25 protein-coding genes are annotated in these 22,936 nt (G+C 70.7%); 14 read left to right on the top strand and 11 right to left on the bottom strand.

The window, feature by feature from the left end; all coding sequences use genetic code 11:
• Nucleotides 1–3: 3 nt before the first annotated feature.
• Nucleotides 4–150, bottom strand: a complete 147-nt coding sequence (locus AB0O15_RS27480) for a hypothetical protein (RefSeq protein WP_364323775.1) — start codon at nt 148–150, stop codon at nt 4–6.
• Between the two features lie 272 nt (nt 151–422).
• Between AB0O15_RS27480 and AB0O15_RS27475 the strand changes: the two genes are divergently transcribed.
• Nucleotides 423–1,190 (top strand): CAP domain-containing protein, encoded by a 768-nt coding sequence (locus tag AB0O15_RS27475; protein ID WP_364323773.1) that lies wholly within the window; start codon nt 423–425, stop codon nt 1,188–1,190.
• A 248-nt stretch (nt 1,191–1,438) separates the two neighbouring features.
• Nucleotides 1,439–2,173 carry a Type 1 glutamine amidotransferase-like domain-containing protein gene (locus tag AB0O15_RS27470; RefSeq protein WP_364323771.1) on the top strand — a complete coding sequence of 245 codons (735 nt, stop codon included), beginning with the start codon at nt 1,439–1,441 and terminating at the stop codon, nt 2,171–2,173.
• Nucleotide 2,174: 1 nt separating this feature from the next.
• Here AB0O15_RS27470 and AB0O15_RS27465 read toward each other — a convergent pair whose 3' ends face one another.
• Complete coding sequence (locus AB0O15_RS27465; protein WP_364323769.1) at nt 2,175–2,516, bottom strand: hypothetical protein; 342 nt, start codon at nt 2,514–2,516, stop codon at nt 2,175–2,177.
• On the opposite strand from AB0O15_RS27465, the gene AB0O15_RS27460 reads away from it, so the two are divergent.
• Nucleotides 2,515–2,643 carry a hypothetical protein gene (locus tag AB0O15_RS27460; RefSeq protein WP_364323767.1) on the top strand — a complete coding sequence of 43 codons (129 nt, stop codon included), beginning with the start codon at nt 2,515–2,517 and terminating at the stop codon, nt 2,641–2,643. The two genes, AB0O15_RS27465 and AB0O15_RS27460, sit on opposite strands and share 2 nt — an antisense overlap.
• A gap of 53 nt (nt 2,644–2,696) precedes the next feature.
• Here the strand turns inward: AB0O15_RS27460 and AB0O15_RS27455 are convergent, their stop codons facing one another.
• Nucleotides 2,697–3,599 (bottom strand): serine hydrolase, encoded by a 903-nt coding sequence (locus AB0O15_RS27455; RefSeq protein ID WP_364323765.1) that lies wholly within the window; start codon nt 3,597–3,599, stop codon nt 2,697–2,699.
• Complete coding sequence (locus tag AB0O15_RS27450) at nt 3,596–4,423, bottom strand: LysR family transcriptional regulator (protein WP_364323764.1); 828 nt, start codon at nt 4,421–4,423, stop codon at nt 3,596–3,598. Before AB0O15_RS27450 ends, AB0O15_RS27455 begins: the two co-directional genes overlap by 4 nt.
• 83 nt (nt 4,424–4,506) lie before the next feature.
• Between AB0O15_RS27450 and bla the strand changes: the two genes are divergently transcribed.
• A complete protein-coding gene (bla, locus tag AB0O15_RS27445; protein WP_364323762.1) occupies nt 4,507–5,331 on the top strand; it encodes a class A beta-lactamase in 825 nt (274 codons plus the stop codon).
• On the opposite strand, the gene AB0O15_RS27440 is transcribed toward bla, so the two are convergent.
• On the bottom strand, nt 5,317–5,985 hold the full coding sequence (locus tag AB0O15_RS27440; protein WP_364323825.1) for a phosphotransferase: 669 nt from the start codon (nt 5,983–5,985) through the stop codon (nt 5,317–5,319). The genes bla and AB0O15_RS27440 overlap by 15 nt on opposite strands.
• Here AB0O15_RS27440 and AB0O15_RS27435 point away from each other — a divergent pair.
• Entirely contained in the window at nt 5,974–6,138 is a 165-nt protein-coding gene (locus tag AB0O15_RS27435; protein WP_364323760.1) for a hypothetical protein, read from the top strand. The genes AB0O15_RS27440 and AB0O15_RS27435 overlap by 12 nt on opposite strands.
• Before the next feature lie 541 nt (nt 6,139–6,679).
• Here the strand turns inward: AB0O15_RS27435 and AB0O15_RS27430 are convergent.
• A complete protein-coding gene (locus AB0O15_RS27430) occupies nt 6,680–9,772 on the bottom strand; it encodes a GH92 family glycosyl hydrolase (RefSeq protein ID WP_364323758.1) in 3,093 nt (1,030 codons plus the stop codon).
• Between the two features lie 92 nt (nt 9,773–9,864).
• Here AB0O15_RS27430 and AB0O15_RS27425 point away from each other — a divergent pair, with 92 nt between their 5' ends.
• Nucleotides 9,865–10,668: a sugar nucleotide-binding protein gene (locus AB0O15_RS27425; RefSeq protein ID WP_364323756.1), complete on the top strand. Its 804-nt coding sequence runs from the start codon at nt 9,865–9,867 to the stop codon at nt 10,666–10,668.
• On the opposite strand, the gene AB0O15_RS27420 is transcribed toward AB0O15_RS27425, so the two are convergent.
• Complete coding sequence (locus tag AB0O15_RS27420) at nt 10,616–11,245, bottom strand: DNA-3-methyladenine glycosylase (RefSeq protein ID WP_364323754.1); 630 nt, start codon at nt 11,243–11,245, stop codon at nt 10,616–10,618. The two genes, AB0O15_RS27425 and AB0O15_RS27420, sit on opposite strands and share 53 nt — an antisense overlap.
• Nucleotides 11,246–11,372: 127 nt before the next feature.
• On the opposite strand from AB0O15_RS27420, the gene AB0O15_RS27415 reads away from it, so the two are divergent.
• Nucleotides 11,373–12,092 (top strand): hypothetical protein, encoded by a 720-nt coding sequence (locus AB0O15_RS27415; protein WP_364323752.1) that lies wholly within the window; start codon nt 11,373–11,375, stop codon nt 12,090–12,092.
• A 30-nt stretch (nt 12,093–12,122) separates the two neighbouring features.
• Here AB0O15_RS27415 and AB0O15_RS27410 read toward each other — a convergent pair whose 3' ends face one another.
• Genes AB0O15_RS27410 through AB0O15_RS27400 form a run of 3 tightly spaced genes read right to left on the bottom strand, consistent with a single transcriptional unit; the run spans nt 12,123 to nt 14,020 of the window.
• Nucleotides 12,123–12,512 carry a VOC family protein gene (locus AB0O15_RS27410; protein ID WP_364323750.1) on the bottom strand — a complete coding sequence of 130 codons (390 nt, stop codon included), beginning with the start codon at nt 12,510–12,512 and terminating at the stop codon, nt 12,123–12,125.
• The gene (locus AB0O15_RS27405; protein ID WP_364323748.1) at nt 12,512–12,799 is read right to left on the bottom strand and encodes a metalloregulator ArsR/SmtB family transcription factor; all 288 of its coding nucleotides are present in this window, start codon (nt 12,797–12,799) and stop codon (nt 12,512–12,514) included. Before AB0O15_RS27405 ends, AB0O15_RS27410 begins: the two co-directional genes overlap by 1 nt.
• An 18-nt stretch (nt 12,800–12,817) precedes the next feature.
• Nucleotides 12,818–14,020, bottom strand: a complete 1,203-nt coding sequence (locus AB0O15_RS27400; protein WP_364323746.1) for an MFS transporter — start codon at nt 14,018–14,020, stop codon at nt 12,818–12,820.
• A gap of 83 nt (nt 14,021–14,103) precedes the next feature.
• On the opposite strand from AB0O15_RS27400, the gene AB0O15_RS27395 reads away from it, so the two are divergent.
• From AB0O15_RS27395 to AB0O15_RS27375, 5 genes are all read left to right on the top strand, one after another.
• Complete coding sequence (locus AB0O15_RS27395; protein WP_364323744.1) at nt 14,104–16,344, top strand: bifunctional diguanylate cyclase/phosphodiesterase; 2,241 nt, start codon at nt 14,104–14,106, stop codon at nt 16,342–16,344.
• Between the two features lie 84 nt (nt 16,345–16,428).
• Nucleotides 16,429–17,757, top strand: a complete 1,329-nt coding sequence (locus AB0O15_RS27390) for an extracellular solute-binding protein (protein ID WP_364323742.1) — start codon at nt 16,429–16,431, stop codon at nt 17,755–17,757.
• A gap of 26 nt (nt 17,758–17,783) precedes the next feature.
• On the top strand, nt 17,784–18,722 hold the full coding sequence (locus tag AB0O15_RS27385; protein ID WP_364323740.1) for a sugar ABC transporter permease: 939 nt from the start codon (nt 17,784–17,786) through the stop codon (nt 18,720–18,722).
• Between the two features lies 1 nt (nt 18,723).
• Nucleotides 18,724–19,599 carry a carbohydrate ABC transporter permease gene (locus AB0O15_RS27380; RefSeq protein ID WP_364323738.1) on the top strand — a complete coding sequence of 292 codons (876 nt, stop codon included), beginning with the start codon at nt 18,724–18,726 and terminating at the stop codon, nt 19,597–19,599.
• A 3-nt stretch (nt 19,600–19,602) separates the two neighbouring features.
• Nucleotides 19,603–21,081: an alpha-N-arabinofuranosidase gene (locus AB0O15_RS27375; protein WP_364323736.1), complete on the top strand. Its 1,479-nt coding sequence runs from the start codon at nt 19,603–19,605 to the stop codon at nt 21,079–21,081.
• 48 nt (nt 21,082–21,129) lie between these two features.
• Here AB0O15_RS27375 and AB0O15_RS27370 read toward each other — a convergent pair whose 3' ends face one another.
• Nucleotides 21,130–21,753: an NAD(P)-binding domain-containing protein gene (locus tag AB0O15_RS27370; protein WP_364323735.1), complete on the bottom strand. Its 624-nt coding sequence runs from the start codon at nt 21,751–21,753 to the stop codon at nt 21,130–21,132.
• Between the two features lie 93 nt (nt 21,754–21,846).
• Between AB0O15_RS27370 and AB0O15_RS27365 the strand changes: the two genes are divergently transcribed.
• Both AB0O15_RS27365 and AB0O15_RS27360 read left to right on the top strand, forming a co-directional pair.
• Nucleotides 21,847–22,317, top strand: a complete 471-nt coding sequence (locus AB0O15_RS27365; protein ID WP_364323733.1) for a MarR family transcriptional regulator — start codon at nt 21,847–21,849, stop codon at nt 22,315–22,317.
• 5 nt (nt 22,318–22,322) lie between these two features.
• The gene (locus tag AB0O15_RS27360; protein WP_364323731.1) at nt 22,323–22,679 is read left to right on the top strand and encodes a PRC-barrel domain-containing protein; all 357 of its coding nucleotides are present in this window, start codon (nt 22,323–22,325) and stop codon (nt 22,677–22,679) included.
• Nucleotides 22,680–22,936: the final 257 nt, after the last annotated feature.

Raw genomic sequence — 22,936 nt, 5'->3', positions numbered from 1 at the left:
GCGCTACTTCTCCTCGACCGGGCTGAACTGGTTGGACATCAGGGTTATGCCGCCGGAACCCGTGGTCCCGGTGGTCGAAACGCCGCCGCAGGCGCTCAGCACGGGAGTGGCGGCCAGGGCGGTCAGCAGAGCGCGGCGCGAAATCGTCATCGCCGATCCCCTTCGTCGTGACGGTTGGGGATCAATCTATGGGCGTCACTGCGGTTTGTCAGCTTGTGAGCTTCGTACCAAGATCAAAGCCAAGAGATGGATATGCCCGCGTCCGTCGTGGTCCAGACCGTTTGCTCCCGCGGGCTCCAGGTCCGTGCGAGGTCACCCTTCAAAGCAACAACCAGCTCACAGCCCTTAGATCAGCCTGCGGGGACCCTTAAGGACTCCTGTGCCGTCGCGCCGCGGCCGCGGGGTCCGCGAATAGTGGCGCCGTGTCCACCTCACGCGTCCCCCACCTGCTGATCGCCGGCGCCACCGCCGTCGTGATCGGCTCCGGCTTCACGTTCGCCGGCCTCCAGCGCCACGCCGGCGACACCCAGGCCACCAACTCGGCCCAGCTCGCCCCCGCCCCACCCGCTCTTCCTGAGGACGACCCGTCGTCGGCCGCCCCGCCGCCGACCACCGCGCCCACCACCGCGCCGACCACCTCGCCGGCCTCGAAGCCGCCGGCCGCCGAACCCCGACCGGTCGTCCCGCCGAAGAAGCCCTCCCCGAAGGCGAAGGCGACGTCGTCGAAGCCGAAGCGCAAGGCCCCGACGGTGAACGTGCCGCCGACCGGCGACGCCGTCCTGGACGCGGTCCTGGCCCACATCAACGCCGCCCGGGCCGACGAGGGCCGCGGCGCCCTGACCCTGGACGCCACCCTGTCCAAGGCCTCCGAGCTGCACAACGAGGCCATGCTCAGCAACGGCTGCGGCCTGAGCCACCGCTGCTCCGGCGAGGCCGACCTGGGCCCCCGCTTCAGCAACCAGAGCGTCCAGTTCCGCACGGCCGGCGAGAACATCGGCTTCCGCTCCAGCGGCGCGAGCCGGTCCGCGATCATCGAGGCCGCCAACCGCATCACCGACAGCATGCTGGCCGAGACCCCGCCCAACGACGGCCACCGCAAGAACCTCCTGAACGGCGCCTTCAAGCGCATCGGCCTGGCCGTGACCCGCGACGACGGCCTGGTCTGGTTCACGCAGGACTTCGTCGGCTGACTGCGACGGCCCGCGCCGTTCCCGAGCGCGGCCCGGCTGTTACCGAGCGCAGCGCCGCCGTCCCCGGGCGCGGCGTCGCGGAGCCGGAAATCGAAGTTGACATCTCGCGCGCGCCGCCACCTCCCCCGCCCATCACTGGGTGGGCGTCACCGTAGCGCTCGAAATCGACGTTCTGGAGAACTGTCCACAGGGCGCCCGCACGGCGAGTACTACATGCGCCGGGTGCGTGGGCGGGGCAAGGTGAGGGCATGAGAGCACTCCTCACCTCGTCCGGGGTATCGAACGACAGCATTCGTGACGCGCTGGCCGGGCTGCTGGGCAAACCGATCGAAGAGGCCGGCGCGCTCATTGTTCTGACTGGCATCTATCCCTTTCCCGGCGGGCCGGCCATGGCCTGGAAGGCGATTGCCGGTGAAGGGGCGGCGTCGCTGGCGGGGCTGGGGTGGAAATCGCTGGGGATTCTGGAACTGACGGTGTTGCCCCACATTGATGAAGCGGCCTGGGTGCCGGCGGTCCGGGAAGCCGACGCGCTGCTGGTCTGGGGCGGTGATCCGCTGTTTCTGGCTGAGTGGATGCGGCGGTCGGGGTTGGGCGGGCTGCTGCACGCGCTGCGGGACGAGGCGGTATATGTGGGGGTCAGCGCGGGGGCCATCGCGGCCACGTCCACGTTTGTCGAGACCTATGTTGAACCGCCTCGGGGGAACGGTGGGCCGCTCGAGTCGGAGAACGTCGTGTTCGGTACGCCGGACGGGGACGTCGACCGGATTCTGGTCACGGGGCAGGGGGCGGGGCTCGTGGACTTCGCGGTGATTCCCCATCTGGACCACGAGCACCACCCGGACGCCTCCCTGGCCAACGCGGAGAAGTGGGCGGCCCGGATTCCGGCTCCGACCTATGCGATCGATGACCAGACCGCCATCTGCGTGGTCGACGGGGTGGCCCGGGTCGTCTCCGAGGGGAGCTGGAAGCTGTTCCAGCCCTGAACTACACCGTGGCGAGGCTCGGCGTGATGAAGACGTGCTCGGCCGGGCCGCGGGCGGTGACCATCTGCCACGCGGTGTCGGCCATGGCGTCGGGGTCGAGCGTCTCCAGGGCGTCGCCGCCGGGCCGGGAGCTGAACATCTGGTGGATCTCGCCCCGGGCGACCAGGCCGCCGATCGTCAGCGTGCCCACGAAGACGCCGTCGGCGGCCACCGAGTCGTGCAGCGTCAGGCCGTACATGCGCATGGCCGCCGAGGCGGGGGCCAGGCTGCCCAGCATGGGCATGGGGCGCAGGCCGCTCAAGCCGGTCGACAGCAGGATCGCTCCGGCGCCGCGGTCGAGCATGGCCGGCAGGTGGCGGCGACACCTGGGCTTCGTGCTGGACGGGCTGCGGGCGCCCGCCGCGCATCCACTGCCCGCCCCGGCCCTGACCGAGGCGGAAGCGGTGCGGCTGATCAGCGGCGGCTGCTGAGGCCGGGTTGACAACCCGGCCACGCCGCAGCCCTGGCCGGTTCGGAAACCGGCCTAGGAGGAGCGCAGCAGGTCGCGGAACAGGCGCGCCACCCGGCCCATGGCGGCTTCCGCGGCCGGCTGGACCACGGCCGGCACCCTCGATTCGGTCAGGGCCACGATCGCGTACGCCGAGCCGTCCGCGTGTTCGACCACCCCCATCTCGTGCCGCATGGTCAGCAGCGTGCCGGTCTTGGAGGACCAGCGGGACGCGTCCGAGGCGAGATCGGGCGCCAGCCGCTGCCGGTGCACGTTGAACGACATCAGCTCGCGCACCCGCGAGGCGGCGAAGTCGCTGATCTTCGACGGCCGCCAAATTGCCGACAGCAGGTCGGTGAACGCCCGCGCCGACGCCGCGTTGGCCCGGCTCACGTCCAGTTGCGGCACCGGATGACCCTGCCCGGCCGTGCCCGCGCCGATCGCCAATTCGTGGGCGAGATGGGCGTGGCCGGCGGGCAGGTGTTCGGCCGGCGTGTCCATCAGGTCGAGCGTGCGGTGCCGGACCGCGATCCCGTCCACGCCGAGCCGCCTCAGCTCGTCGGCGACCACCGCGGGCGGCGTCAGCGCGAACAACTTGTCGGCGGCCACGCTGTCGCTCAGGGCCACGCTCAGGTAGAGCAGATCCTCGACCGCGATCGTGGCCGGATGGCGGAACCGCATCAGCCCGGGCGGGCCCGGCGCCGCCACCGGGTCGGGCGGCACGGTCACCGGCGCCGCGAGATCGAGCTCGCCGCGTTCACCCAGCGACAGCACGGCCACCGCCAGCGGCACCTTGATCAGGGACGCCGCCGGGAACACCGCGTCCGGCTCGAGGCCCAGTTCCTCGCCGGAATCCAGGTCACGCACCAGGAAACCGCCGCGCAGGCCGGCGTCGTCCAAGACCTCTCGGGCCTCCCGGAAGACCCGTGCCGTGCTCACGACGGAACCCCCAACGCACGTCCCACCGGACCCCGAAGCAACCGCCGGACGCGGTCCAGTGTCGCGCGCGGCCCGGCGATCGCATCGTAGCCACGGGCCAGCGTCAGCTCCCCGATCGGACCCCATCGCAACCCCAGGTCGGTGGCCTGCGCGGCCGAGCACAGCAGCAGGTCCTCGGTGGACAGCACCTCCGCGGCCGCCGACACCAGCGAGGTGGCCAGCACGATCTGGGCCGGGCGCAGGCCGACGCTCGCGCCGAGGCGGGTCAGGCGGTCCCGGACGTGCGGGACGTCGTCCTCGGGCTGGATCCAGATCGTGCGGAACCCCGTACCCGCCCGATGCTTGAGGTTCTCGACGTGGGTGACCGGCTCACGCATCGCGGCCAGGCCCAGCGGCACCGACCAGGTCGCCACGTCGGGCGGGACCGGCGCGATGGCGGCGCCCTCCCCCGTCGCGGCCGTCGACAGCTCCAGGTGGAGGCCCTGCTCGCGGGCCTCGGCGGCGAGCAGGGCCAGCTCCCGCGGCGGGCAGATGGCCGGCACGGCCAGACGGAACGGGCGCCGCCGGGCCCGCTCGGCGTCGTGCTCCAGGGCGTCGGCCAGGTCGGCCAGGCGACGCGCCGCGGGCAGCAGGTCGGCGCCGAACTCGGTCAGTGTCAGCACCCGGCTGGTGCGGTCGAGCAGGTCGCCGCCCAGGTGCGACTCCAGCGCGGCGACGCGGCGGCTGGCCACCGACTGCGGCACGCGGATGGCGGCCGCGCCGACGGTGAAGCTGCCGTGCCGGGCGACGGCGACGAACGCGCGGCTCGCGGCGACCAGGTCCATGAGCGGCGACTATGCCAGATCAGCATGGAACGCGCCGCTTTCGTCTTGGACGGCATGACGACGCCACCGGCAGGGTTTCCGGCATGACCGCACTCGTACCTCTGATCAGCCTGGTCCTCTCGCTCGGGGTGGCGCCGGGGCCGACGTTCGCCGGCCTCGAGGCCGACCACGACGCACGGCTCGGTGTCTACGCCATGGACACCGGCACCGGACGGACCGTGACCTACCAAGCCGACCAGCGATTCGCGTACGCGTCCACGTTCAAAGCGCTGGCCGCGGCGGCCGTGCTCGACAACACGACGGACGCCGACCTGGACCGGATCGTGCACTACACGCGGGCCGACCTGGTCGACTACTCGCCGATCACCTCGCTGCACGTGGACGAGGGCATGCCGCTGGGCGACATCGCGTCGGCCGCCATCACGGTCAGCGACAACACGGCCGGGAACCTGCTGTTCCGCGAGCTCGGCGGCCCGGACGGGCTGGAGCGGGAACTCCGGTTGATCGGCGATCGGGTGACGTCGGTGGACCGGATCGAGCCCGACCTGAACACGGCGGTCCCGGGCGACCGGCGGGACACCAGCACGCCGCGGGCGCTCGGGGCCGACCTCCGGGCGTACGCCGTGGGCTGCTCCCGGGATCACGCACAGCTGGTCGCGTGGCTGCGCGCGAACACCACCGGCGACAACACCATCCGGGCCGGGGTGCCCGCCGGGTGGACGGTCGGCGACAAGACCGGGACCGCGGCGTACGGAACGCGCAACGACATCGCCGTCCTCTGGCCACCGACCGGCGCGCCGATCGTACTGACCGTGCTCACCACCCACGACGACGCGGGCGCGGCGACCGACGACAAGCTGATCGCCGACGCGACCAGGCTGGCCCTGGCCCAGCTACGCCGCCCGTAGCTCCTCGCTGACGTTGCCGGCCCGCTCGACCAGCTCATCGATCCATGTGAGCATTTCCGGCACCACGTGGATGCCCTCCTCGAGCACCCACCGCAATGCTCGCAGGGTCCACACCACCCCGCCCAGGGCGAGCTGCCACCGCAGGTCGGCCGCCGGCGCGCCGAGCCGGGCGCACTCGTCGGCGTAGGCGGCGATCAGTTCGTCCGCCGGCTTCGCCTCGCGGACCAGGCTGTACAGATCACCGAGGTGGGCGCCGACCTGCGCGGACGACCAGTCGACCGCGCAGGGCCCGGCCCCGGTCAGCACGATGTTCTTCGCCTCGAAGTCGCCGTGGACGATCGTCTCCGGAACCGTCCCGGCCAGCTGGCGGAAATTCGGCGCGAGCAACGGCCCGCAACTGTCCAGGGCGCCGGCGAGATCCGGTCGCACCGCGGCGAGCGCGGCGCCGGCCCGCACCCACGTGTCAGAGATCTCGCCCGCCGCGAACCGGAACCGCCCGGCGGCGCCCACCCGCGCCCGCGCCTCATGCCGGAGCCGCGCCAGCAACCGGGCCGACGCCAGCCAACCGCCCTCGGACGGCTGCTCCGCCAACGAAAACCGCCCGACATCCTCGAACATCAGGACGACAAACCCGTCCCCTCGATGCGACGCGATCAGCCGTGGCGCCGCGATCCCGCCCGGAATCAGCAGCTGCTCGTAGACATCGAGCGCCAGAGCTTCCTCCCCGGCGCCCGCTTGACGATCGCGGTCGACCCGTCATCCCACCGGACGCGCCACGTCTCGCTGATCCCCCAGCACCGCAGCTGATCCCCGCCGGCCGCCACCCGCCCACCACAAACCACCGAAACCCACCCCGGAACCTCCACGCCCCACACGCTAGCGAGCCGCCCGGCCGGTAGGTCCTAGCGGTGTTTTGGGTTGCGATGCCGGGCTGGCCTACCACTGCTCGTGGCGGTGGCGGTGGCGCTCGGGGCTCTGACCGTGATCGGCCAGAGGCAGGATCGGGGCGGGGCTACCACCGCCACGAACACCGGTAGGCCAGCCCGGCATCACGGCCCCGAATACCGTCAGGACCTACCACTGTTTGCTCTGAGCACTATGCGCACGTCACCGAGGTGGTGCCTATATGCGCTCAGAGCAAAGGGGCGGCGGAGGGGTTTGAGGAGCGCAACCACTCACTCAGAATGAAGGCCGCGCGGCTCTGGTTTGGACGCGCCAGCGGCCAGGAGCCGCGCGGCCGACCCCGGCGGGAGCGACGGTCAGAGCCACCCACAAAGGCACGACATCAAGCTCTTGATCTTGAAGCCCCGGGATGGGCGGAACGGGACCTTCCACCCATCCCGGGTGATTACGCCCGTACCTCTAGTTCGTAGATGCGGGCCGCGGTGTTGCCGTCCTGAGCAGGCGTCACCACATTCACACGTACGTAGCGAGCGTCCGCCCCGATCGACGTTGTGGTCGAATCGGCGGTGTTGCCGCGCACCTGGGCCCGGGTCGTCCAGTTGCTCCCGTCGTCGGAGGTCTGCACGTCGAAGTCCCGGGTGTTCCAGGTCGGGTACTCGCCGCCGGCGCCCGCGTGGCGGATCACCACCGAGCCGACGCGCTGGCGGGTGGACAGGTCGACCTGCAGCCACTTGGCCGCCGAGGTCGAGCACCACTTGTCGGTCCAGCCGGCCAGCCAGCTGCCGTTGACCGCCTTCTCGGGGCCCTCGCCGGCGCACGAGGAGTCGGCCGTCGCGGGCTTGCGGAGCGCCACGTCGGCGTTCGCTCCCCCGAAGGCCTCCAGTTCGTAGACGCGCGCGGTGCCGCTGCCGTCGTTGGTCGCGGCGGTCACGTCGAGCCGGATGTACCGGGCCGTCCGGGCCGGGATCGGCTGGTAGGAGCGGCTGGCCCGGGAGCCGGTCACGGTGACCGCGGTGGACCAGGACGCGCCGTCGGTGCTGGTCGAGATGGTGAAGCCGCCGGTGTTCCAGTTGGTGCCCTCGCCGCCCAGGCCGGCGTTCTTGACCACGAACGCCGTCACCGTCTGCGCCGAGCCCAGGTCGGCCTGGAGTTGCAGCGGGGTGGTCGACGAGCACCACTTGCTGTTGCCGCGGATCGCGCCGTCGACCGCCTTAACGGCGGCCTCGGCGCTGTTGCAGCCGGCCGATCCGGTCACGCTCCGGCCCTGGAGCAGGTTGGGGCCGAGGTCCGGTTCCGCGGGCGGTTGGGTCGCGCCGTCGGCGAAGTTGGGGGGTACGTCCTCAGCACGCGTTCCCCAGGTCGACGCGGAACCACCCATCGTGTACGCGATGGTGCCGCCGCCGGCGATGTCGGGATAGCGGATCCAGCTCTTGGCGACGGACGAGCCGCCCAGGCTGACCGACTGCACGAAGCGGTTGGCGCTGCTGCCACCGGTGATCGTGATGTCGCCGGCCGACCGTTTGATGACGGCGCTGGGGAAGAGCGCGCCGTGCAGGGCCAGGGTGTCCGCGCCGGGCGTCACGGGATACATGCCGAGCGCCGACCAGACGTACCAGGCCGAGGTGGCGCCGAGGTCGTCGTTGCCGGGGAGGCCGCCCGCCCCGGTGGTGAACGATTCGCTCATCACGCGGCGGACCGCGTCGCTGGCGCCGGCCGGTCGGCGCGCGTAGTTGTAGGTCCACGGCACGTTGTGCTCGGGCTCGTTGCCGATGTAGAAGTACGGCCGGACCAGGCCGCCGTTGAGTTCGGTGAAGTGGTGGTCGAGGCGCTGCGCCGCGGTGGCGGGACCGCCCATCGCGTTGACCAGGCCGCCGAGGTTGTGCGGGACCATCCAGGTGTACTGGGCGGCGTTGCCCTCGACGTACGGGCTCTCCTGCGCGGGATTGAGCGGCCAGGTGAAGCCGGAGTCGCGGGTGTGGATGTAGCCCGACTCGCCGTTGAAGATCATGCGCCAGTTCTGCGAGCGGGTCGACGCGCTGGTGTAGGTCGCGGTGTCACCGACCGCCTTGGCGAACTGGGCGATCGCGAAGTCGCTGCTGGCGTACTCGAGCGTCTCCGACGGGTTGCCGGGGATGTAGCGGTTGGCGTTGTAGGTGGCGTAGTTGCCGCGCAGCACGTAGCCCTGTTGCCCGCCGCCGGCGACGCTCTTCTTCATCAAGTCGAGGGCGGCCGCGGTGTCGAAGCCGCGGACCCCGAAGGCGTACGCCGACCCGACGATGATCGGACCCGGGTCGCCGGGCATCACGAAGTCCTCGCGGGTCTGGTGCGACCACTTGGGCAGCAGACCGCCCTGCTGGCCGTCCAGCACCATCGACTTCATGATGTCGGTCATCACGTCGGGGGCGATCAGCGCGACCAGCGACGCCCACGAGCGGTAGATGTCCCAGCCGGAATAGTTCTGGTAGACGGGATGGCCGGCGGTGTGCACGGCCTGGTCGAAGCCGCGGTACTGCCCGTTGGTGTCGCTGGACAGGTTCGGGTTCTGCAGCACGTGATAGAGCGACGTGTAGAACTTCTGCAGGTCGGCGGCGGAACCGCCGGTGACCTGGACCCGGTTCAGGGCGGTGTTCCAGGCGGCGTCGGCGTTGCCGCGTACGGTGTTGAAGGCGGCCGCCTCGGCGGTGGCGTTGTTCTGGGCGTTCGCCACGCTCACGAAGGAGATGCCGACGGTCGCGTTCACCACCTGGTTGCCGGTGGTGTCGAAGGTGACGAAGGCGCCGGCCTGGTTGCCGCTGACACTGGTCGAGCCGTTGCTGATCGTGCCGCCGTTGAACGTGCCGACGCTGCTCGGCGTCCGGTCGAACAGGATCGAGTAGTACATCGGGAACGTGCCGCCGCCGCAGAAGCCGCCCGCGGTGTGCTCGCCGTAGACCCGGTTGCCGCTGATCGTCGCGTTGCCGGCCCGGTCGCCGGTGGCCGAGCGGCTGGCGTTGATCAACACCCGGGCGGCGGTGGTGGCCGGGAAGGTGAGCCGCATCGCGCCGGTGCGCTTGGTGGCGCCGAGCTCGACGCCGGTGCCGTACTTGTCGAGCCGGTTGGAGTAGTAACCGGCCTGAGCGACCTCGTTGGACTTGGTGTACGCCGACGCGTAGCTGGTCCAGCTGTTGCCGGGCGAGTTACCGAGGTTGCCGGTGATCGGCAGGATCGGCAGGTCCTCGTTGTTCGGGCAGCCGGCCCCGTTGAAGTGGGTGAGGCTGAACGACTCGATCGTGCGGTCCCGGTCGCGGTAGCCGGACGGTGATCCGGTCGGGGTGTCCGGGGAGAACTGGACCATGCCGAACGGCACCGTCGCGCCCGGGAAGGTGCTCCCGCCGGCGCCGCCGCCGACCGGGTTGGGCGAGTTGCTGTCGTCGGTGCCGATCAGCGGGTTGACGTGCTGGGTGAGGGGGAGGTCGGCCGCCTGGGCCTGCGTGGTCGTGATGGCCAGGCCGCCGACGGTGAGGACGAGAGAGGCGAGACAAGCGAGGGTACGACGCATGGGGGCCGTCCTTGACATCGTTGTCACCAATTGGTGAGTGTCTATAGAACTACACCGCTATAGAGCACTGTCAATACTGTTAACTGGGCTTCGTGCGGATTCTGATCACCGGGGCGACCGGATACCTGGGACGGCGGCTCGTCTCGCGTGGCACTGCGGCCGGTCACGAGATCGTGCGGACGTCGCGGTCGCTCGGGCTGGACGTCCGAGAGAGAACGAACGTTCTTTCGCTGTTGGGGTCGGTTCGCCCGGATGCGGTGATCCACACCGCGTCGGCTCGTGCCGACTGGACCGTGATGGCCGACGGCGCCGCGCACGTCGCCGCGGCGGCCGCAGCCGTCGACGCTCGGCTGGTCCACGTGTCCACCGACGCCGTCTTCCCCGGCCGGCCGGACCGCGAATATGACGAAACCGAGACACCGGATCCGCTCTACGCCTACGGCGCGGCCAAGGCGGCCGCCGAGACGGCGGTGCGCGGGCTGCGGCCGGACGCGGCGGTCGTGCGCACGTCGATGATCGTCGGCGGTGGCGACGGTGCCCACGAGACGCTGGTGCACGACATGGTGGCCGGGCGCTTCGACGGCGTGCTGCTCACCGACATGATCCGCAAGCCGGTGCACGTCGAGGACCTCGCCGACGCGCTGCTGGAGCTGGCTGCCTCCGACTACGCGGGCATCCTCAACGTGGCCGGGGCCGATCCGATCAATCGCTACGACCTGGGCGTACGCATCGCTTCGCGAGACGGCCTCGACCCTTCACGGCTCCGCACCGGCACCATCGACTCGCTGAAGCTGCGCCTGCCGACCGACGTGCGGCTGGACATCGCGAAGGCCCGATCGGTGCTCAGGACGCGGCTGCGCGGCGTGGACGAATTTCTGCCCGCCGGTACGCGCTGACCGTCGGGTCGTCCTTCACCCAGAAGCGCCACGGGACGTCATGCGCGCTGGTCACGCCGACGCGCGGGCCGGCTTCGATCGTCACCGCCGACTCGGGTGGCGTCAGCCGGGCCGGGCCGGTGCCGTCGATGAGCGACGTGCCGTACGCGGACTTGTCCAGCCCGAGCACCTGCATCAGCTTGGCCGGACCGCGAGCCAGATCGTGATCGCCCCGGGCGGCGGGCCGGCGCTGCCGTGCCGTCTCCAGCCCGTCGACCACGGCGCCGGCCCGCAGCAGCACGGCCGCCGCGTCGCCCTCCGGCCCGCACACCACGTTGGCGCAGAAGTGCATGCCGTAGATCTGGTAGACGTACAGGATGCCGGCCGGGCCGAACATCACCCGGTTGCGCCCGGTGACCCCGCGATGTGCGTGCGAGGCCGGGTCGAGACCGAGCCCGCTGTACGCCTCGACCTCGGTCAGCCGCACGGTCACGCCATGGGCGGCAAGCCGCCACCCGAGCAACTCACGGGCCGTCTCGGCGACCGCGGACGCGGGAGCTTCCAGCCAGGGGTAGGTCACCGCACCAATCTCCGACATGCCCCGAACCCTACGCAGCGGCCAGGGCGGCGGCACCAGTCCATCCGGTGCGCTCGGCGCGCAGCCGGTCGGCATTCACACACGCCGTCCCGGGCCGGCGCCCGGTCGGCGTGGAAAGGTGACAGCCATGGGATCTGACATCAACTTCTACTTCGACCCGATCTGCCCGTTCGCGTGGATGACGAGCAAGTGGATCCGGATCGTGCGGGCCCAACGGGACTACACGGTCGACTGGCGGTTCATCTCGCTGCGCCTGATCAACGCGCACCTCGACTACGACAGCCATTTCCCGCCGGGGTACGAGGCCCAGCACCAGGCTGGGCTGCGGTTGTTGCGGGTGGCCTCGGCGGTGCGGGAGAAGCACGGTCGCGAGGCGATCGGACCCCTGTACGCCGCGTTCGGCGCCCGCATCCACGAGACCGGCCCCGACGAGAGCCGGGCGCCCGGCTGGCAGGGCACGCCCGACCTCGCCGCGGCCGCGCTCGCCGAGGCCGGCCTGCCCGCCTCGCTGGTCGAGTTCCTCGACGACCCGTCCCGGGACGCGGAGATCCAGGCCGAGTCGGACGAGGCGCTGTCGCTGACGGGCAAGGATGTGGGCACGCCGATCGTGCACTTCGAGCCGCCCGGCGGTGTCGCGTTCTTCGGCCCGGTGATCAGCCGGCTGCCCGACGAGAAGCAGGCCGCCGAGCTGTGGGATCACGTCATCGGCCTGGCCCGGTTCCCCGGGTTCGCCGAGCTCAAGCGAAGCCTGCGCGAGCAGCTGCAGCTGCCGTCGTCCGGTGTCACGGAGCAGGAGACGGGCAAGGTCGAGGACTGGCACGCCGGCAGCCGCCGGCTCAAGAAGTAGGCCCTCGGCTCTTGATCTTGGATTGGATTGTCACGACGACATCTGGGTGATCTGGATCAGGTTGCCGCAGGTGTCGTCGAAGACGGCCGTCGTGACCGGGCCCATCTCGGTGGGCTCCTGGGTGAAGCGGACGCCCAGGGCGGTCAGCCGGGCGTGCTCGGCGCGGACGTCGTCGACGGCGAAGAAGGTGTACGGGATGCCGTCGTTGACCAGGGCCTCCTTCCACGGCTTGGCGGCGGGGTGGCCGTCCGGCTCGAGGACCAGCTCGACGCCGTCGGGGTTGTCCGGTGAGACGACGGTCAGCCATTTGGCCTCGCCGAGCGGGATCTCGGTCTTCTTCACGAAGCCGAGTTTCTCGGTGTAGAACTTCAGCGCCGCGTCCTGGTCGGGCACGAGGATGCTGGTGACGGTGATGCGCATCAGGTCTCCTTAGCGGGGCGCCAGCGGTCGGTCAGGCGCTCGAGCGGTTCGGTGTGCAGGTGGTGGAACTTGTAGCGGCCCTCGCGCCGGGTGCTGATCAGGCCCACCGCGGCCAGCACGTCGAGGTGCTGGGAGACGGCCTGCCGGGAGGAGCCCAGCTGGTGTTTCATGGTCAACCGGCCGCAGAGCTCGAACAGGGTCTGGCCGTCGCGGTCGGCCAGCTCGTCGAGGATCTTCCGCCGGGTCGGGTCGGCCAGCGCCTTCCAGAGGTCGGGGGCGTCGTCCACCCCAGCACTATAGGCAAGTCACGGCTTGCCTATCAAGGCCCGTCCGGAAACGGCCACGAACGGGATCACGGCCAGGGCCAGCACGCCGCCGGCGATGGAGAGGGTGGCGTACGACGTCGCCGCCATGACGAAGCCGCTGGTGATGCCGCCGCCGGCGCCGGACAGGGCGATCAGCAGGTCGACGTTGCCCTGGACGCGCGGGGAGGCGGCGTCGGCGATCATGGCCGTGCCGGCGACCAGCCCCAGGTTCCAGCCGAGCCCGAGCAGGGCCAGGGCCAGGGTGAGGAGGGCCACCGAGTCCGAGGGGGCGGTCGCGCTGACCACCCCGGCCGCGAGCAGGGTGATTCCTGAGGCCACGGCGACGGGGGTACGCCCGAAGCGGTCGACCAGGAAGCCGGTGATCGGCGACGGAAGGTACATGGCGGCGATGTGCACCGCGATGACCAGGCCGGTGGCCTCCAGACCGTGGCCGTGGGCCTGCATGTGCACCGGCGTCATGGTCATCACCGCGACCATGACCAGCTGGGTGAGGACCATCGTGGCGGCGCCGGCCATGACCCCGGTGGCCGAGCGCGGGCCGGGCGGCGCGACCTCGGCGATCCGGGCCCGGGCGACCAGCAGCGGATCCGGACGCAGGAGCACGAACAGGATCAGACCGGCGACGGCGTACGCCACCGCGGCCAGCAGGAACGGGCCGGCCAGGGCGGGGATCCCCAGGGACTCGGCGAACCGGCCGGTCGGCCCGACCAGGTTGGGCCCGGCGACCGCCCCGAGCGTGGTCGCCACGAGCACCGAGCTGACCGCGCGACCGCGCCGCCCGGGGCCGGCCAGATCCGTGCCGGCGTAGCGGGCCTGCAGGTTGGTCGCCGTGCCGGCCCCGTAGACCAGCAGCGACACCAGCAGCAGCGGAATGGTGTCGATCGCCGCGGCCAGCACGACCCCGGCGCCGCCGATCGCCGCGGCGGCATAGCCCGCGGTCAGCCCGGCGCGGCGGCCGAGGCGCTGGGACAGCCGGCCGACGGCCAGCGCGGTCCCGGCCGAGCCGAAGGTGAACAGCGCGCTCGGGAGGCCGGCCAGGCTGGTGGTGTGCAGCATGTCGGCGGCGAGCAGCCCGCCGACGGTCACCCCGGCGGCCAGGCCGGCGCCGCTGAACACCTGGGAGGCCATCACGACCGAGATCGCGCGGTGCTGGATCGTCTCGACGGACGGCGAAGTGCTCACGGGCGTGATCGTCTCAGCAAGCGGTCCGGGAAGCGATCCTCGTTCTGCTTGCCTGACCGGGCCGGGCTGCCGATCTGAGGACCATGCGGCTGGTCAGGAAGACACCGGCGCCGGTGGTGGCCGGCGCGGTCCTGCTCGCCTTCGCGATGGCCTGGTTCTGGATCGGCCTGGCCCACGCGTGGTCGGCGCCGCTGCTCGGCTGGCTGCCACCGGCGGCGATCACGCCGCTGGCCGCGTACTCCTGCCTGAAGGTGGCCCGGCGCAGCACCCTGCCCGCACCGGTCCGCCGCTTCTGGCGGCACATCGGGTCGGCGAACGGGCTGCTGTTCGCGGGCGTGATCTCCAACGCGTACGACGCGCTGGGCCACGGCGCGCCGACCCAGAAGATCGGGGCGCAGAGCTCGCTGCTGTACATGGGCGCCCTGGCCATCGCGATGTGGGCGCTGCTGCGGCTGCCGGCCGGTCGGCGCAGCGGCAGCGAGTGGGCCCGGTTCGGCCTCGACGCCGGGATCGTCGTGCTGGTCAGCGGCGTGGCGCTGTGGCACTTCTCGCTCCGGAGCATGTCCACCTGGTCGGAGCAGACCGGCTCGGTGGTGCCCCTCCTGTGTGTGTTCGCCACCGCCTCGGTGTCGATCATCGCGTTCATCAAGGTGGCGTTCGCCGGGAACGGCGGGCTGGACCGGGACGCGCTGCGCCTGCTCTCGATCGGGATGGCGCTGGGCACCGTCAGCGGCGGCGCGCTGCCGCTGGTCAACGGGCACCCGCACCTGACCGCGACCCTGCTGGCCGTGCCGATCGCCCTGCTGGGCGTGGTCCTGGCCGCGCACCGCCAGCTGGCCGCGACACCGCCGAGCACCCCGGCGGTGCTGCCGTCCACCCGCCGGTTCAGCGTGCTGCCGTACGTCGCCATCGCCGCCATGGACACGCTGCTGCTCACCTCGGACGGCGGCGCCCCGGGCCGGCTGATCACGGTGGCCACCGTGGTGAGCACCGCCCTGGTGGTGATCCGGCAGATCACCGTGCTGCGGGAGAACAGCCGGCTGCTCACCACCGACACGCTCACCGGCACCGCCAACCGGACGATGTTCGCCGCCAAGGTCACCGGCCGGCTGGCCACCGGCGAACGGTTCCACCTGGCGCTGCTCGACCTCGACGACTTCAAGGAGGTCAACGACCGGCTCGGGCACGGCACCGGCGACGCGCTGCTGCGGGCGGTCACCCGGCGGCTGCACGAGGGCCTGCGCGCCGCGGACACCGTGGCCCGGCTCGGCGGCGACGAGTTCACCCTGCTGCTGCCCGGCATGAGCAACGGCGAGGTGGCCGCGCTGCTGCAACGGCTGGTCGAGCACGTGCAGCGGCCGTTGCTGCTGGACGGGCACGAGATGGTCGCCCGGGTCAGCGTCGGCGCCACCGAGTCGGCGCCGGGCGACAGCCCCGAGGAGCTGATCCGGCGGGCCGACGTGGCGATGTACGCCGCCAAGCGCAGCGGCGGCGGCCGGTGGACCTGGTTCGACCCGATCATGGACCGGGTCGCCGACGTGGACGCCCGGCTCGCCGCCGACCTGCGCCAGGCGATCGCGCGCAACGAGGTGTCGCTGGCCTACCAGCCCATCGTCGAGCTGCCGCACGGCCGGGTGGCCGGCGTCGAGGCGCTGGTCCGATGGGATCACCCCGAGCACGGCCCGGTCTCCCCCGACGTGTTCATCCCGCTGGCCGAGCGCAACGGCTTCATCATCGAGCTGGGCGGCTGGATCCTGGAGCGGGTGATCGCGCAGGCCGCGATCTGGCAGGAGCGGCACGGCTGCTCGGCGCCGGAGACCGTCAGCGTCAACATCTCGGCCCGGCAGCTGCACGAACCGGGCTTCGCCGCCTCGGTCGCCGCGATGCTGACCGCGGCCGGCCTGGCCCCGAGCCATCTGCTGGCCGAGGTCACCGAGACCGCGGTGCTGGGCACCGGCGCCGGGCTGGACGCGGTCCGCGAGCTGCACGAGATGGGCCTGCGGGTGGCCCTGGACGACTTCGGCACCGGCCAGTCGTCACTGTCGTTGCTGGTCACCTGCCCGGTCGACGTGCTCAAGGTGGACAAGTCGTTCGTCGCCGGTGTCACCGACCGGAGCCCGCAGGCGGTGGTGGTGGACGGGCTGATCGCGATCACCGACGGGCTGGGCGTCCGCGCGATCGCCGAGGGCGTGGAAACGGCTTCGCAAGCCTCGCGGTTGTTCGAGGTCGGCTATCGATATGCGCAAGGATTCCATTTCGCCCGGCCGATGAGAGCTGACCGGATCGATGACCTCCTGAGGCAAATGTCCTCTACATCGTCGTAAATTCTCGAATCGCGTTCGCGCGTTCTCTGTTTCGAGAGTCACCTAGTCTGGCGTGCCTTGTGAGACCAGCGGCACAGTCTGGCCATGACCAGCTATCTGAGCCGGCGCGCCCTGCTGCGCGGAGCGATCGGCCTGGGCGCGGGAGCGGCCCTGGCCGGCTGTTCGACGCCGGTGCTCAGCGGGCTCGGCACCGGCGGTGACGCGGCCGGCTCGCTCGCGTACTGGAATCTTTTCGGCGGTGGCGACGGCGTCCGCATGACGTCGATGGTCGACGCGTACCGCGCGGCCAACCCCGCGATCGATCTCAAGGCCGTGACCCTGTCCTGGGGCAATCCCTATTACACGAAGCTGTCGCTGGCCACGCTGGGCGGGAAGCCGCCGGACATGGCCGTGGCCCACCTCACCCGGGCCAAGACCCTGGTCGCCTCCGATCTGCTCGAGGAGCTGACGCTCGACGAGCTGGCCCAGGTCGGCATCACCCCGGCCCAGCTCGACCAGACAGCCTGGAACGCGGGGCTGGTGAACGGCAAGGCGTACACGGTCCCGCTGGACACCCACCCGTTCGTGATGTTCTACAACACCGACATCTGCGAGAAGGCCGGACTGCTCGACTCGTCCGGGGCGCTGATCCCGCTGGACAGCCCGGAGAAGTTCACCGAGGCCCTCACCAAGGCCAAGGACGTCACCAAGGCGTACGGCGGGGTCGTCGCGATCACCGCCGACACCTCGACGCCGTGGCGGATGTTCCAGTCCTGGTACGGCCAACTCGGCGGCGAGGTGCTGGCCGACGAGGGCCGCCGGGTGGTGATCGACGACGCCAAGGCCACCCAGGTGCTGAGCTTCATGCAGAGCCTCACCTCCAGCGGCATCGTCCCGCCGACCCTGGACTACGCGGGCTCGGTCGCCGCGTTCGCCACCGGCCAGGCCGGGTTCTACTTCCAGGGCGAGTGGGAGATCTCCACCTTCCAGACCGCGAAGACGCCGTTCTCGATGACGCTCTTCCCCAACCTGTACGGCGGCGACAAGTACGCGGTGCAGGCCGACTCGCACACGCTGGTGATCCCCAAGCAGCACCGGCCCGACCCGGAGCGCAAGCTGCGCGCCCTGGGCCTGATCAAGTCGTTCCTGGACCAGAGCAAGACCTGGGCCGAGGGCGGGCACGTGCCGGCCTGGCTGCCGTTCCGGGACAGCGCCGAGTTCAAGGCGCTCCAGCCCCAGGCCAACTACGCGGCCGCGGCCGAGGGCGCGGTGTACGACCCGGACGGCTGGTACTCCGGCTCCGGCTCGAACTTCGAGATCGTCACCGGCTCCAACATCGCCACCGTCCTCAACGGACAGCAGCCGCCGGCCGTCGCGCTCGCGCAGATGCGCTCGGCGCTCACCAACCTCGCCGAAACGGCTTCGCCCATCTAAGTAAGCCCAGCTAAGGGGGTACGACGGTGTCCACCACCGAAACCGCGGTACGCCCGCGAAGCGGCACATCGGCGTCCGAGCCATCGACCCGGCCGAAGGGCAACGGCCTGCCGGCCATCGGCTTCCTCGCGCCCTTCCTGGTGCTGTACCTGGCCTTCATCCTCGGGCCGGGCGTCTACGGCCTGGTGATGAGCTTCTTCGACACCAGCCTGGTCAAGCCCGGCCTGGGCACGTTCGCCGGCTTCGGCAACTACGCCGAGGCGTTCCAGAGCTCGGACTTCTGGTCGGGGCTGTGGCACACGGTCTGGTTCACCATCCTGACCACGCCGCCGCTGATCATCCTGGCCTTCGTGTTCGCGCTGCTGGCCGACCGGGCCAGGCACGGGCGCTGGTTCTTCCGGCTGGCCTTCTTCATGCCGTACATCCTGCCGTCGGCCGTGGTCGCGCTGATCTGGATTTTCCTCTACACGCCGGAGCTGGGCCTGCTCGACACCGGCCTGGCCAAGCTGGGGATGACCGCGCCGAACTGGCTGGGCGACCCCAACTGGGCGATGCCGTCGCTGGCCATCACCACGATCTGGTGGACGCTGGGCTTCAACTTCGTGCTCTACCTGGCCGGCCTGCAGGACATCCCGCGCGACCTCTACGAGGCGTCGGCGATGGACGGCGCCACCCCGTGGCAGCAGATCTGGCGGATCACCGTCCCGCTGCTCGGCCGCACCACCACGCTGGTGGTGGTGCTCCAGGTGATCGCGTCCCTCAAGGTCTTCGACCAGATGTACATCATGACCCAGGGTGGCCCGAACTTCGCCACCAGATCGGTGCTCCAGTACATCTACGACGAGGGCTTCACCAACTTCCGTACCGGTTACGCGGCCGCGGCGTCGATGTTGTTCTTCGTCGTCATCCTGGCGGTCTCCGCCGTCTGGTTCGGGATCGTCCGCCGCCAGCAGAAGGGGGCCTGAGATGGCCGTCGAAGCTCCCGAGCGGCCCGCCGCCGTCCGGGCCGACATCGCGCGGGCCGACTCCCGCACCAAGATCTTCAACCGGGTCTGCGCCGGCGTGCTGATCGCGTTCGCGCTGATCTGGCTGATCCCGATCGCCTGGGCCCTGGACACCGCGTTCAAGCCCAACGAGGAGACCACCGCGACCCGGTGGCTGATCGACAACCCGACCTTCGACGCGTTCGGCCGGGTGCTGCGGGACACCGACATCCTGCGCTGGTTCGGCTCCAGCCTGATCATCTCCACGATCACCGCGCTCGGCGTGGTCATCGTGGCCAGCATGGCCGGGTTCGCGTTGTCCCGGCTGCGGTTCAAGTACCGCAACGCGGTGTTCTTCCTGGTGCTGGCGGGCATCATGATCCCCGGCCAGGTGCTGATCATCCCGCAGTTCCGCGAGATGGACTCGCTCGGCATCCTGAACACCTTCTGGGCGGTCAGCGCGCCGCAGATCCCGACCGCGATCGCGGTGTTCATCTTCAAGCAGTTCTTCGACGGCCTCCCGCGCGAGCTCGACGAGGTGGCCCGGGTCGACGGCGCCGGCTTCTGGCGGATCTACCGCGGGGTGATCATGCCGCTGTCCCGGCCGGCCGTTTCCGCGGTTGTCATCTTCGCCTTCGTCCAGTCGTGGAACGATCTGCTGTGGCCGCTGCTCGTGCTGAGCAATCCGGACATCATGACGATCCCGGTCGGTCTGGCCACCGTGCAGGGCTCGTTCGGCATCCGGTACGCGGACGTGATGGCCTCGGCCGTGCTCGGCGCCATCCCGCTCGTCGCGGTCTTCCTGCTCTTCCAGAAGAACATCGTCGAAGGCATCGCCGGCACCGGCCTGAAAGGGTGATCCATGCTCAACGCCTCCTTCACCGTCGACCCGTCGTTCCGGGTGGGTGAGGTCGACCCCCGCCTGTACGGATCGTTCGTGGAGCACATGGGCCGTTGCGTCTACACCGGCATCTACGAGCCCGGGCACCCGTCCGCCGACGCCGACGGGTTCCGGCAGGACACGGCCGATCTGGTGCGGGAGCTCGGTGTCCCGCTGGTCCGCTACCCCGGTGGCAACTTCGTGTCGGGCTACAACTGGGAGGACGGCATCGGCCCGCAGGCCGATCGGCCCTCGCGGCTGGATCTCGCCTGGCGCTCGATCGAGACGAATCAGGTGGGCGTCCAGGAGTTCATGACGTGGGCGTCCGCCGTGGGCGTGGAGCCGATGATGGCGGTCAACCTGGGCACGCGGGGCATCGACGCGGCCCGGGACCTGGTCGAGTTCTGCAACGTGCCCGGCGGCACGGCGTGGTCGGACCGGCGCGGCGGGGATCCGTACAACATCAAGCTCTGGTGTCTCGGCAACGAGATGGACGGACCCTGGCAGATCGGACACAAGACCGCCGACGAGTACGCCCGGCTGGCGCACGAGACGGCCAAGGCGATGCGGCAGGTCGACCCCACGATCGAACTGGTCGCCTGCGGCAGCTCGAACCTGAGCATGCCGACCTTCGGCTCGTGGGAGAACACGGTGCTGACCGAGGCGTACGACGCGGTCGACTACGTCTCCATGCACGCGTACTACCAGCAGCACGGCGACGACCGGGACAGCTTCCTGGCCTGCGCGGCCGGGATGGACCGGTTCATCGACGCGGTGGTGTCGACGGCCGACCACGTGCGGGCGGTCGGGCGGCACAAGAAGAAGATCAACATCTCGTTCGACGAGTGGAACGTCTGGTACCAGAGCCGCTTCGCCGGCGAGAAGAACCTGGCCATCGAGACGACCCCGCGGCTGATCGAGGACGTCTACTCGGTGACCGACGCCGTGGTGGTCGGCAACCTGCTAATCAGCCTGCTGCGGCACGCCGACCGGGTGAAGATCGCCTGCCTGGCCCAGCTGGTCAACGTGATCGCCCCGATCATGACCGAGCCCGGCGGGCCGGCCTGGCGGCAGGCCAGCTTCCACCCGATCGCCCTGACCGCGCGCTTCGGCCGGGGCACGGTGCTGCGGATCGAGCCGGCGTCGCCGGTGCACGAGACGGCCGAGCAGGGCGAGGTGCCGCTGCTCGACGCGGTGGCGGTCGACTCGGGCTCGGGCATCGTCATCTTCGCGGTCAACCGCTCGCAGTCCGAGTCGTTGCAGCTGGACGTCGACCTCCGTGCCGTTTCCGTCGCCACCGCGACCCACACGGCACTGTCCGACGAGGACCCCGACGCGATCAACTCGATCGACGCCCCCGACCGGGTCACGCCCCAGCGCCGCGAGGACCCGAAGCTCGACGGCGGCCGCCTCCAGGCCGTGCTCCCGCCCCTGAGCTGGAACATGTTCCAGCTCAGCTGAACCCGCGGCGACGGCGGCCGCGCATCACGGGCGGCCGCCGTCCGGCACTCACTGCCGAGGAACCCCGGCGCCGAAGGCGATGCCGAAGCCGGCGCCGTTGCGGGCCAGGCCGACCAGCAGGATGCCGGCCCATTCGAGGGCGTGGGCCATCTCCAGCCCGCCCGCATCGAGGGGCCGGATGTCCAGGCTCTCCAGAAACGCCGAGACCCGTGCCTTGGCCTCGGCGTTATCGCCGGCGAAGAACCCGTCCAAGGGCTTCTCCTCGGCCAGGACGCCGCCGAAGACCGTATTGAAGGCCTTCACGACGTGTGCGCCCTCGGGGGCGACCGCGGCGATCCGCTGGGACATCGAGTCGCCCGGGGTGGTCACGAGGCCCGTCGCGTCGGCGTTGAAGGGGTTGGTGATGTCGACGAGGATCTTGCCGGCCAGCGCATCGCCGTAGTGCGCGACCACGTCGGCCGCGCCGGCGTACCGGACGGCCACGATGACGATGTCACCCGCCGGCCTCGCGCCGAACGCGCCGACGGTGGCTCCGTTGCCGATCCGGTCGGCGAGCGCCTGAGCCTTGGCGGCGTCGCGGCTCATGAGTTCGACGGTGTGACCGTGCTTGGCCGCCCGGGTGCCGATGGCGGTGGCCATGTTGCCCGAGCCGATGATGCTGATGGTGGTCATGACGTGGGTCAGCCTCCGCAACTGGTTAACTTGTGAACTAGACGCTAGATCGCCGCTGGTTAACATGTCAACCAGTTCGGTAGAGTGAGGCCCATGACACGATGGCTCGACGATCGGGAACAGCGAGCCTGGCGCGGCCTGATGACAATGCAGGACGACCTGGCCGACTACCTCGAACGGCAGCTACGCACCCGGCACGGCCTCTCGAGCGCCGACTACCAGGTGCTGGCCCACCTCTCCGAGGAGCCCGACGGCCGGCTGCGGCCCTTCCAGCTCGGCCGGCTGCTGCACTGGGAGAAGAGCCGCCTCTCCCAGCACCTGAGCCGGATGGAGAAGCGCGACCTGGTGACGCGCGAGCAGTGCGAAACCGATCAGCGGGGTACGGTCGTCGCGATCACCCCGAAAGGCCGCGAGCTGGTCGAAGCCGCCGCCCCGAGACACGTGGCCGACGTCCGCGAGGCGTTCATCGACCACCTCACCGAGGCCGAACTGCGGACGCTGACCACGATCAGCGACAAGGTGCGCCAACGCCTGGTTTCCCTCGACCCGCCGTCGGGCACCTGACATGCATGTTCCCCGCTGAAAACCTGCGCGACTGGCGCGGCGAGAAGGTCATCGACCCCGACGACAACAAGATCGGCGAACTCGAGGCGGTGTACGTCGACACGGGCACCGACGAGCCGGCCTTCGCCACGGTCCGGGTCGGCTTCATCGGCCGGCACCGCCTGGTCTTCGTCCCGCTGGCCGGCGCCACGGTCAAGCCGGCCGCCATCCGCGTGCAGTACGGCAAGAAGCTCATCGGGGACGCCCCCAGCATCGACCTCGACGGCGAACTCACCGCCACCGAGGAGCCCGCGGTCTTCGCCCATTACGACCTGCCCTACCAGACCGGCGTCGGCGGCGAGCGCCGCCTGGCCCGCCGCTGACCCCCACCCACCTTCCCCGCCGAGCCGGACAGCCGCCCTCCCCGCCGAGCCGGACGGCCGCCCTGCAGCCTGGTGCCGAACAGCACCAGGCCGATCCGGCGACCGGCATCGGGGCACGTTGGCCGGGATGGGCGCGTAGCGCCTGAAGAATGGCCACGCACGCAGAATGAAGGGTGCGCGGCTCTGTTCTGGCCGGTCACGGCCTTGGAGCCGCGCGCCCGGCCTCGGCGGGAGCGACGGTCTGCACCATCCACCCA

Source organism: Actinoplanes sp. NPDC089786 (genome assembly GCF_040684855.1).
Classification (GTDB): domain Bacteria; phylum Actinomycetota; class Actinomycetes; order Mycobacteriales; family Micromonosporaceae; genus Actinoplanes.
This window is presented reverse-complemented; position numbering and strand designations above follow the sequence as displayed.

Coding starts and splice junctions, on each gene's coding strand:
- AB0O15_RS27470 (WP_364323771.1), top strand. CDS start 1,439: ATGAGAGCACTCCTCACCTCGTCCGGGGTATCGAACGACAGCATTCGT.
- AB0O15_RS27450 (WP_364323764.1), bottom strand. CDS start 4,423: ATGGACCTGGTCGCCGCGAGCCGCGCGTTCGTCGCCGTCGCCCGGCAC.
- AB0O15_RS27430 (WP_364323758.1), bottom strand. CDS start 9,772: ATGCGTCGTACCCTCGCTTGTCTCGCCTCTCTCGTCCTCACCGTCGGC.
- AB0O15_RS27420 (WP_364323754.1), bottom strand. CDS start 11,245: ATGTCGGAGATTGGTGCGGTGACCTACCCCTGGCTGGAAGCTCCCGCG.
- AB0O15_RS27390 (WP_364323742.1), top strand. CDS start 16,429: ATGACCAGCTATCTGAGCCGGCGCGCCCTGCTGCGCGGAGCGATCGGC.
- AB0O15_RS27365 (WP_364323733.1), top strand. CDS start 21,847: ATGACACGATGGCTCGACGATCGGGAACAGCGAGCCTGGCGCGGCCTG.
- AB0O15_RS27410 (WP_364323750.1), bottom strand. CDS start 12,512: ATGCGCATCACCGTCACCAGCATCCTCGTGCCCGACCAGGACGCGGCG.
- AB0O15_RS27380 (WP_364323738.1), top strand. CDS start 18,724: ATGGCCGTCGAAGCTCCCGAGCGGCCCGCCGCCGTCCGGGCCGACATC.
- AB0O15_RS27375 (WP_364323736.1), top strand. CDS start 19,603: ATGCTCAACGCCTCCTTCACCGTCGACCCGTCGTTCCGGGTGGGTGAG.
- AB0O15_RS27480 (WP_364323775.1), bottom strand. CDS start 150: ATGACGATTTCGCGCCGCGCTCTGCTGACCGCCCTGGCCGCCACTCCC.
- AB0O15_RS27415 (WP_364323752.1), top strand. CDS start 11,373: ATGGGATCTGACATCAACTTCTACTTCGACCCGATCTGCCCGTTCGCG.
- AB0O15_RS27395 (WP_364323744.1), top strand. CDS start 14,104: ATGCGGCTGGTCAGGAAGACACCGGCGCCGGTGGTGGCCGGCGCGGTC.
- AB0O15_RS27465 (WP_364323769.1), bottom strand. CDS start 2,516: ATGCTCGACCGCGGCGCCGGAGCGATCCTGCTGTCGACCGGCTTGAGC.
- bla (WP_364323762.1), top strand. CDS start 4,507: ATGACCGCACTCGTACCTCTGATCAGCCTGGTCCTCTCGCTCGGGGTG.
- AB0O15_RS27435 (WP_364323760.1), top strand. CDS start 5,974: ATGCGACGCGATCAGCCGTGGCGCCGCGATCCCGCCCGGAATCAGCAG.
- AB0O15_RS27360 (WP_364323731.1), top strand. CDS start 22,323: ATGTTCCCCGCTGAAAACCTGCGCGACTGGCGCGGCGAGAAGGTCATC.
- AB0O15_RS27460 (WP_364323767.1), top strand. CDS start 2,515: ATGGCCGGCAGGTGGCGGCGACACCTGGGCTTCGTGCTGGACGGGCTG.
- AB0O15_RS27370 (WP_364323735.1), bottom strand. CDS start 21,753: ATGACCACCATCAGCATCATCGGCTCGGGCAACATGGCCACCGCCATC.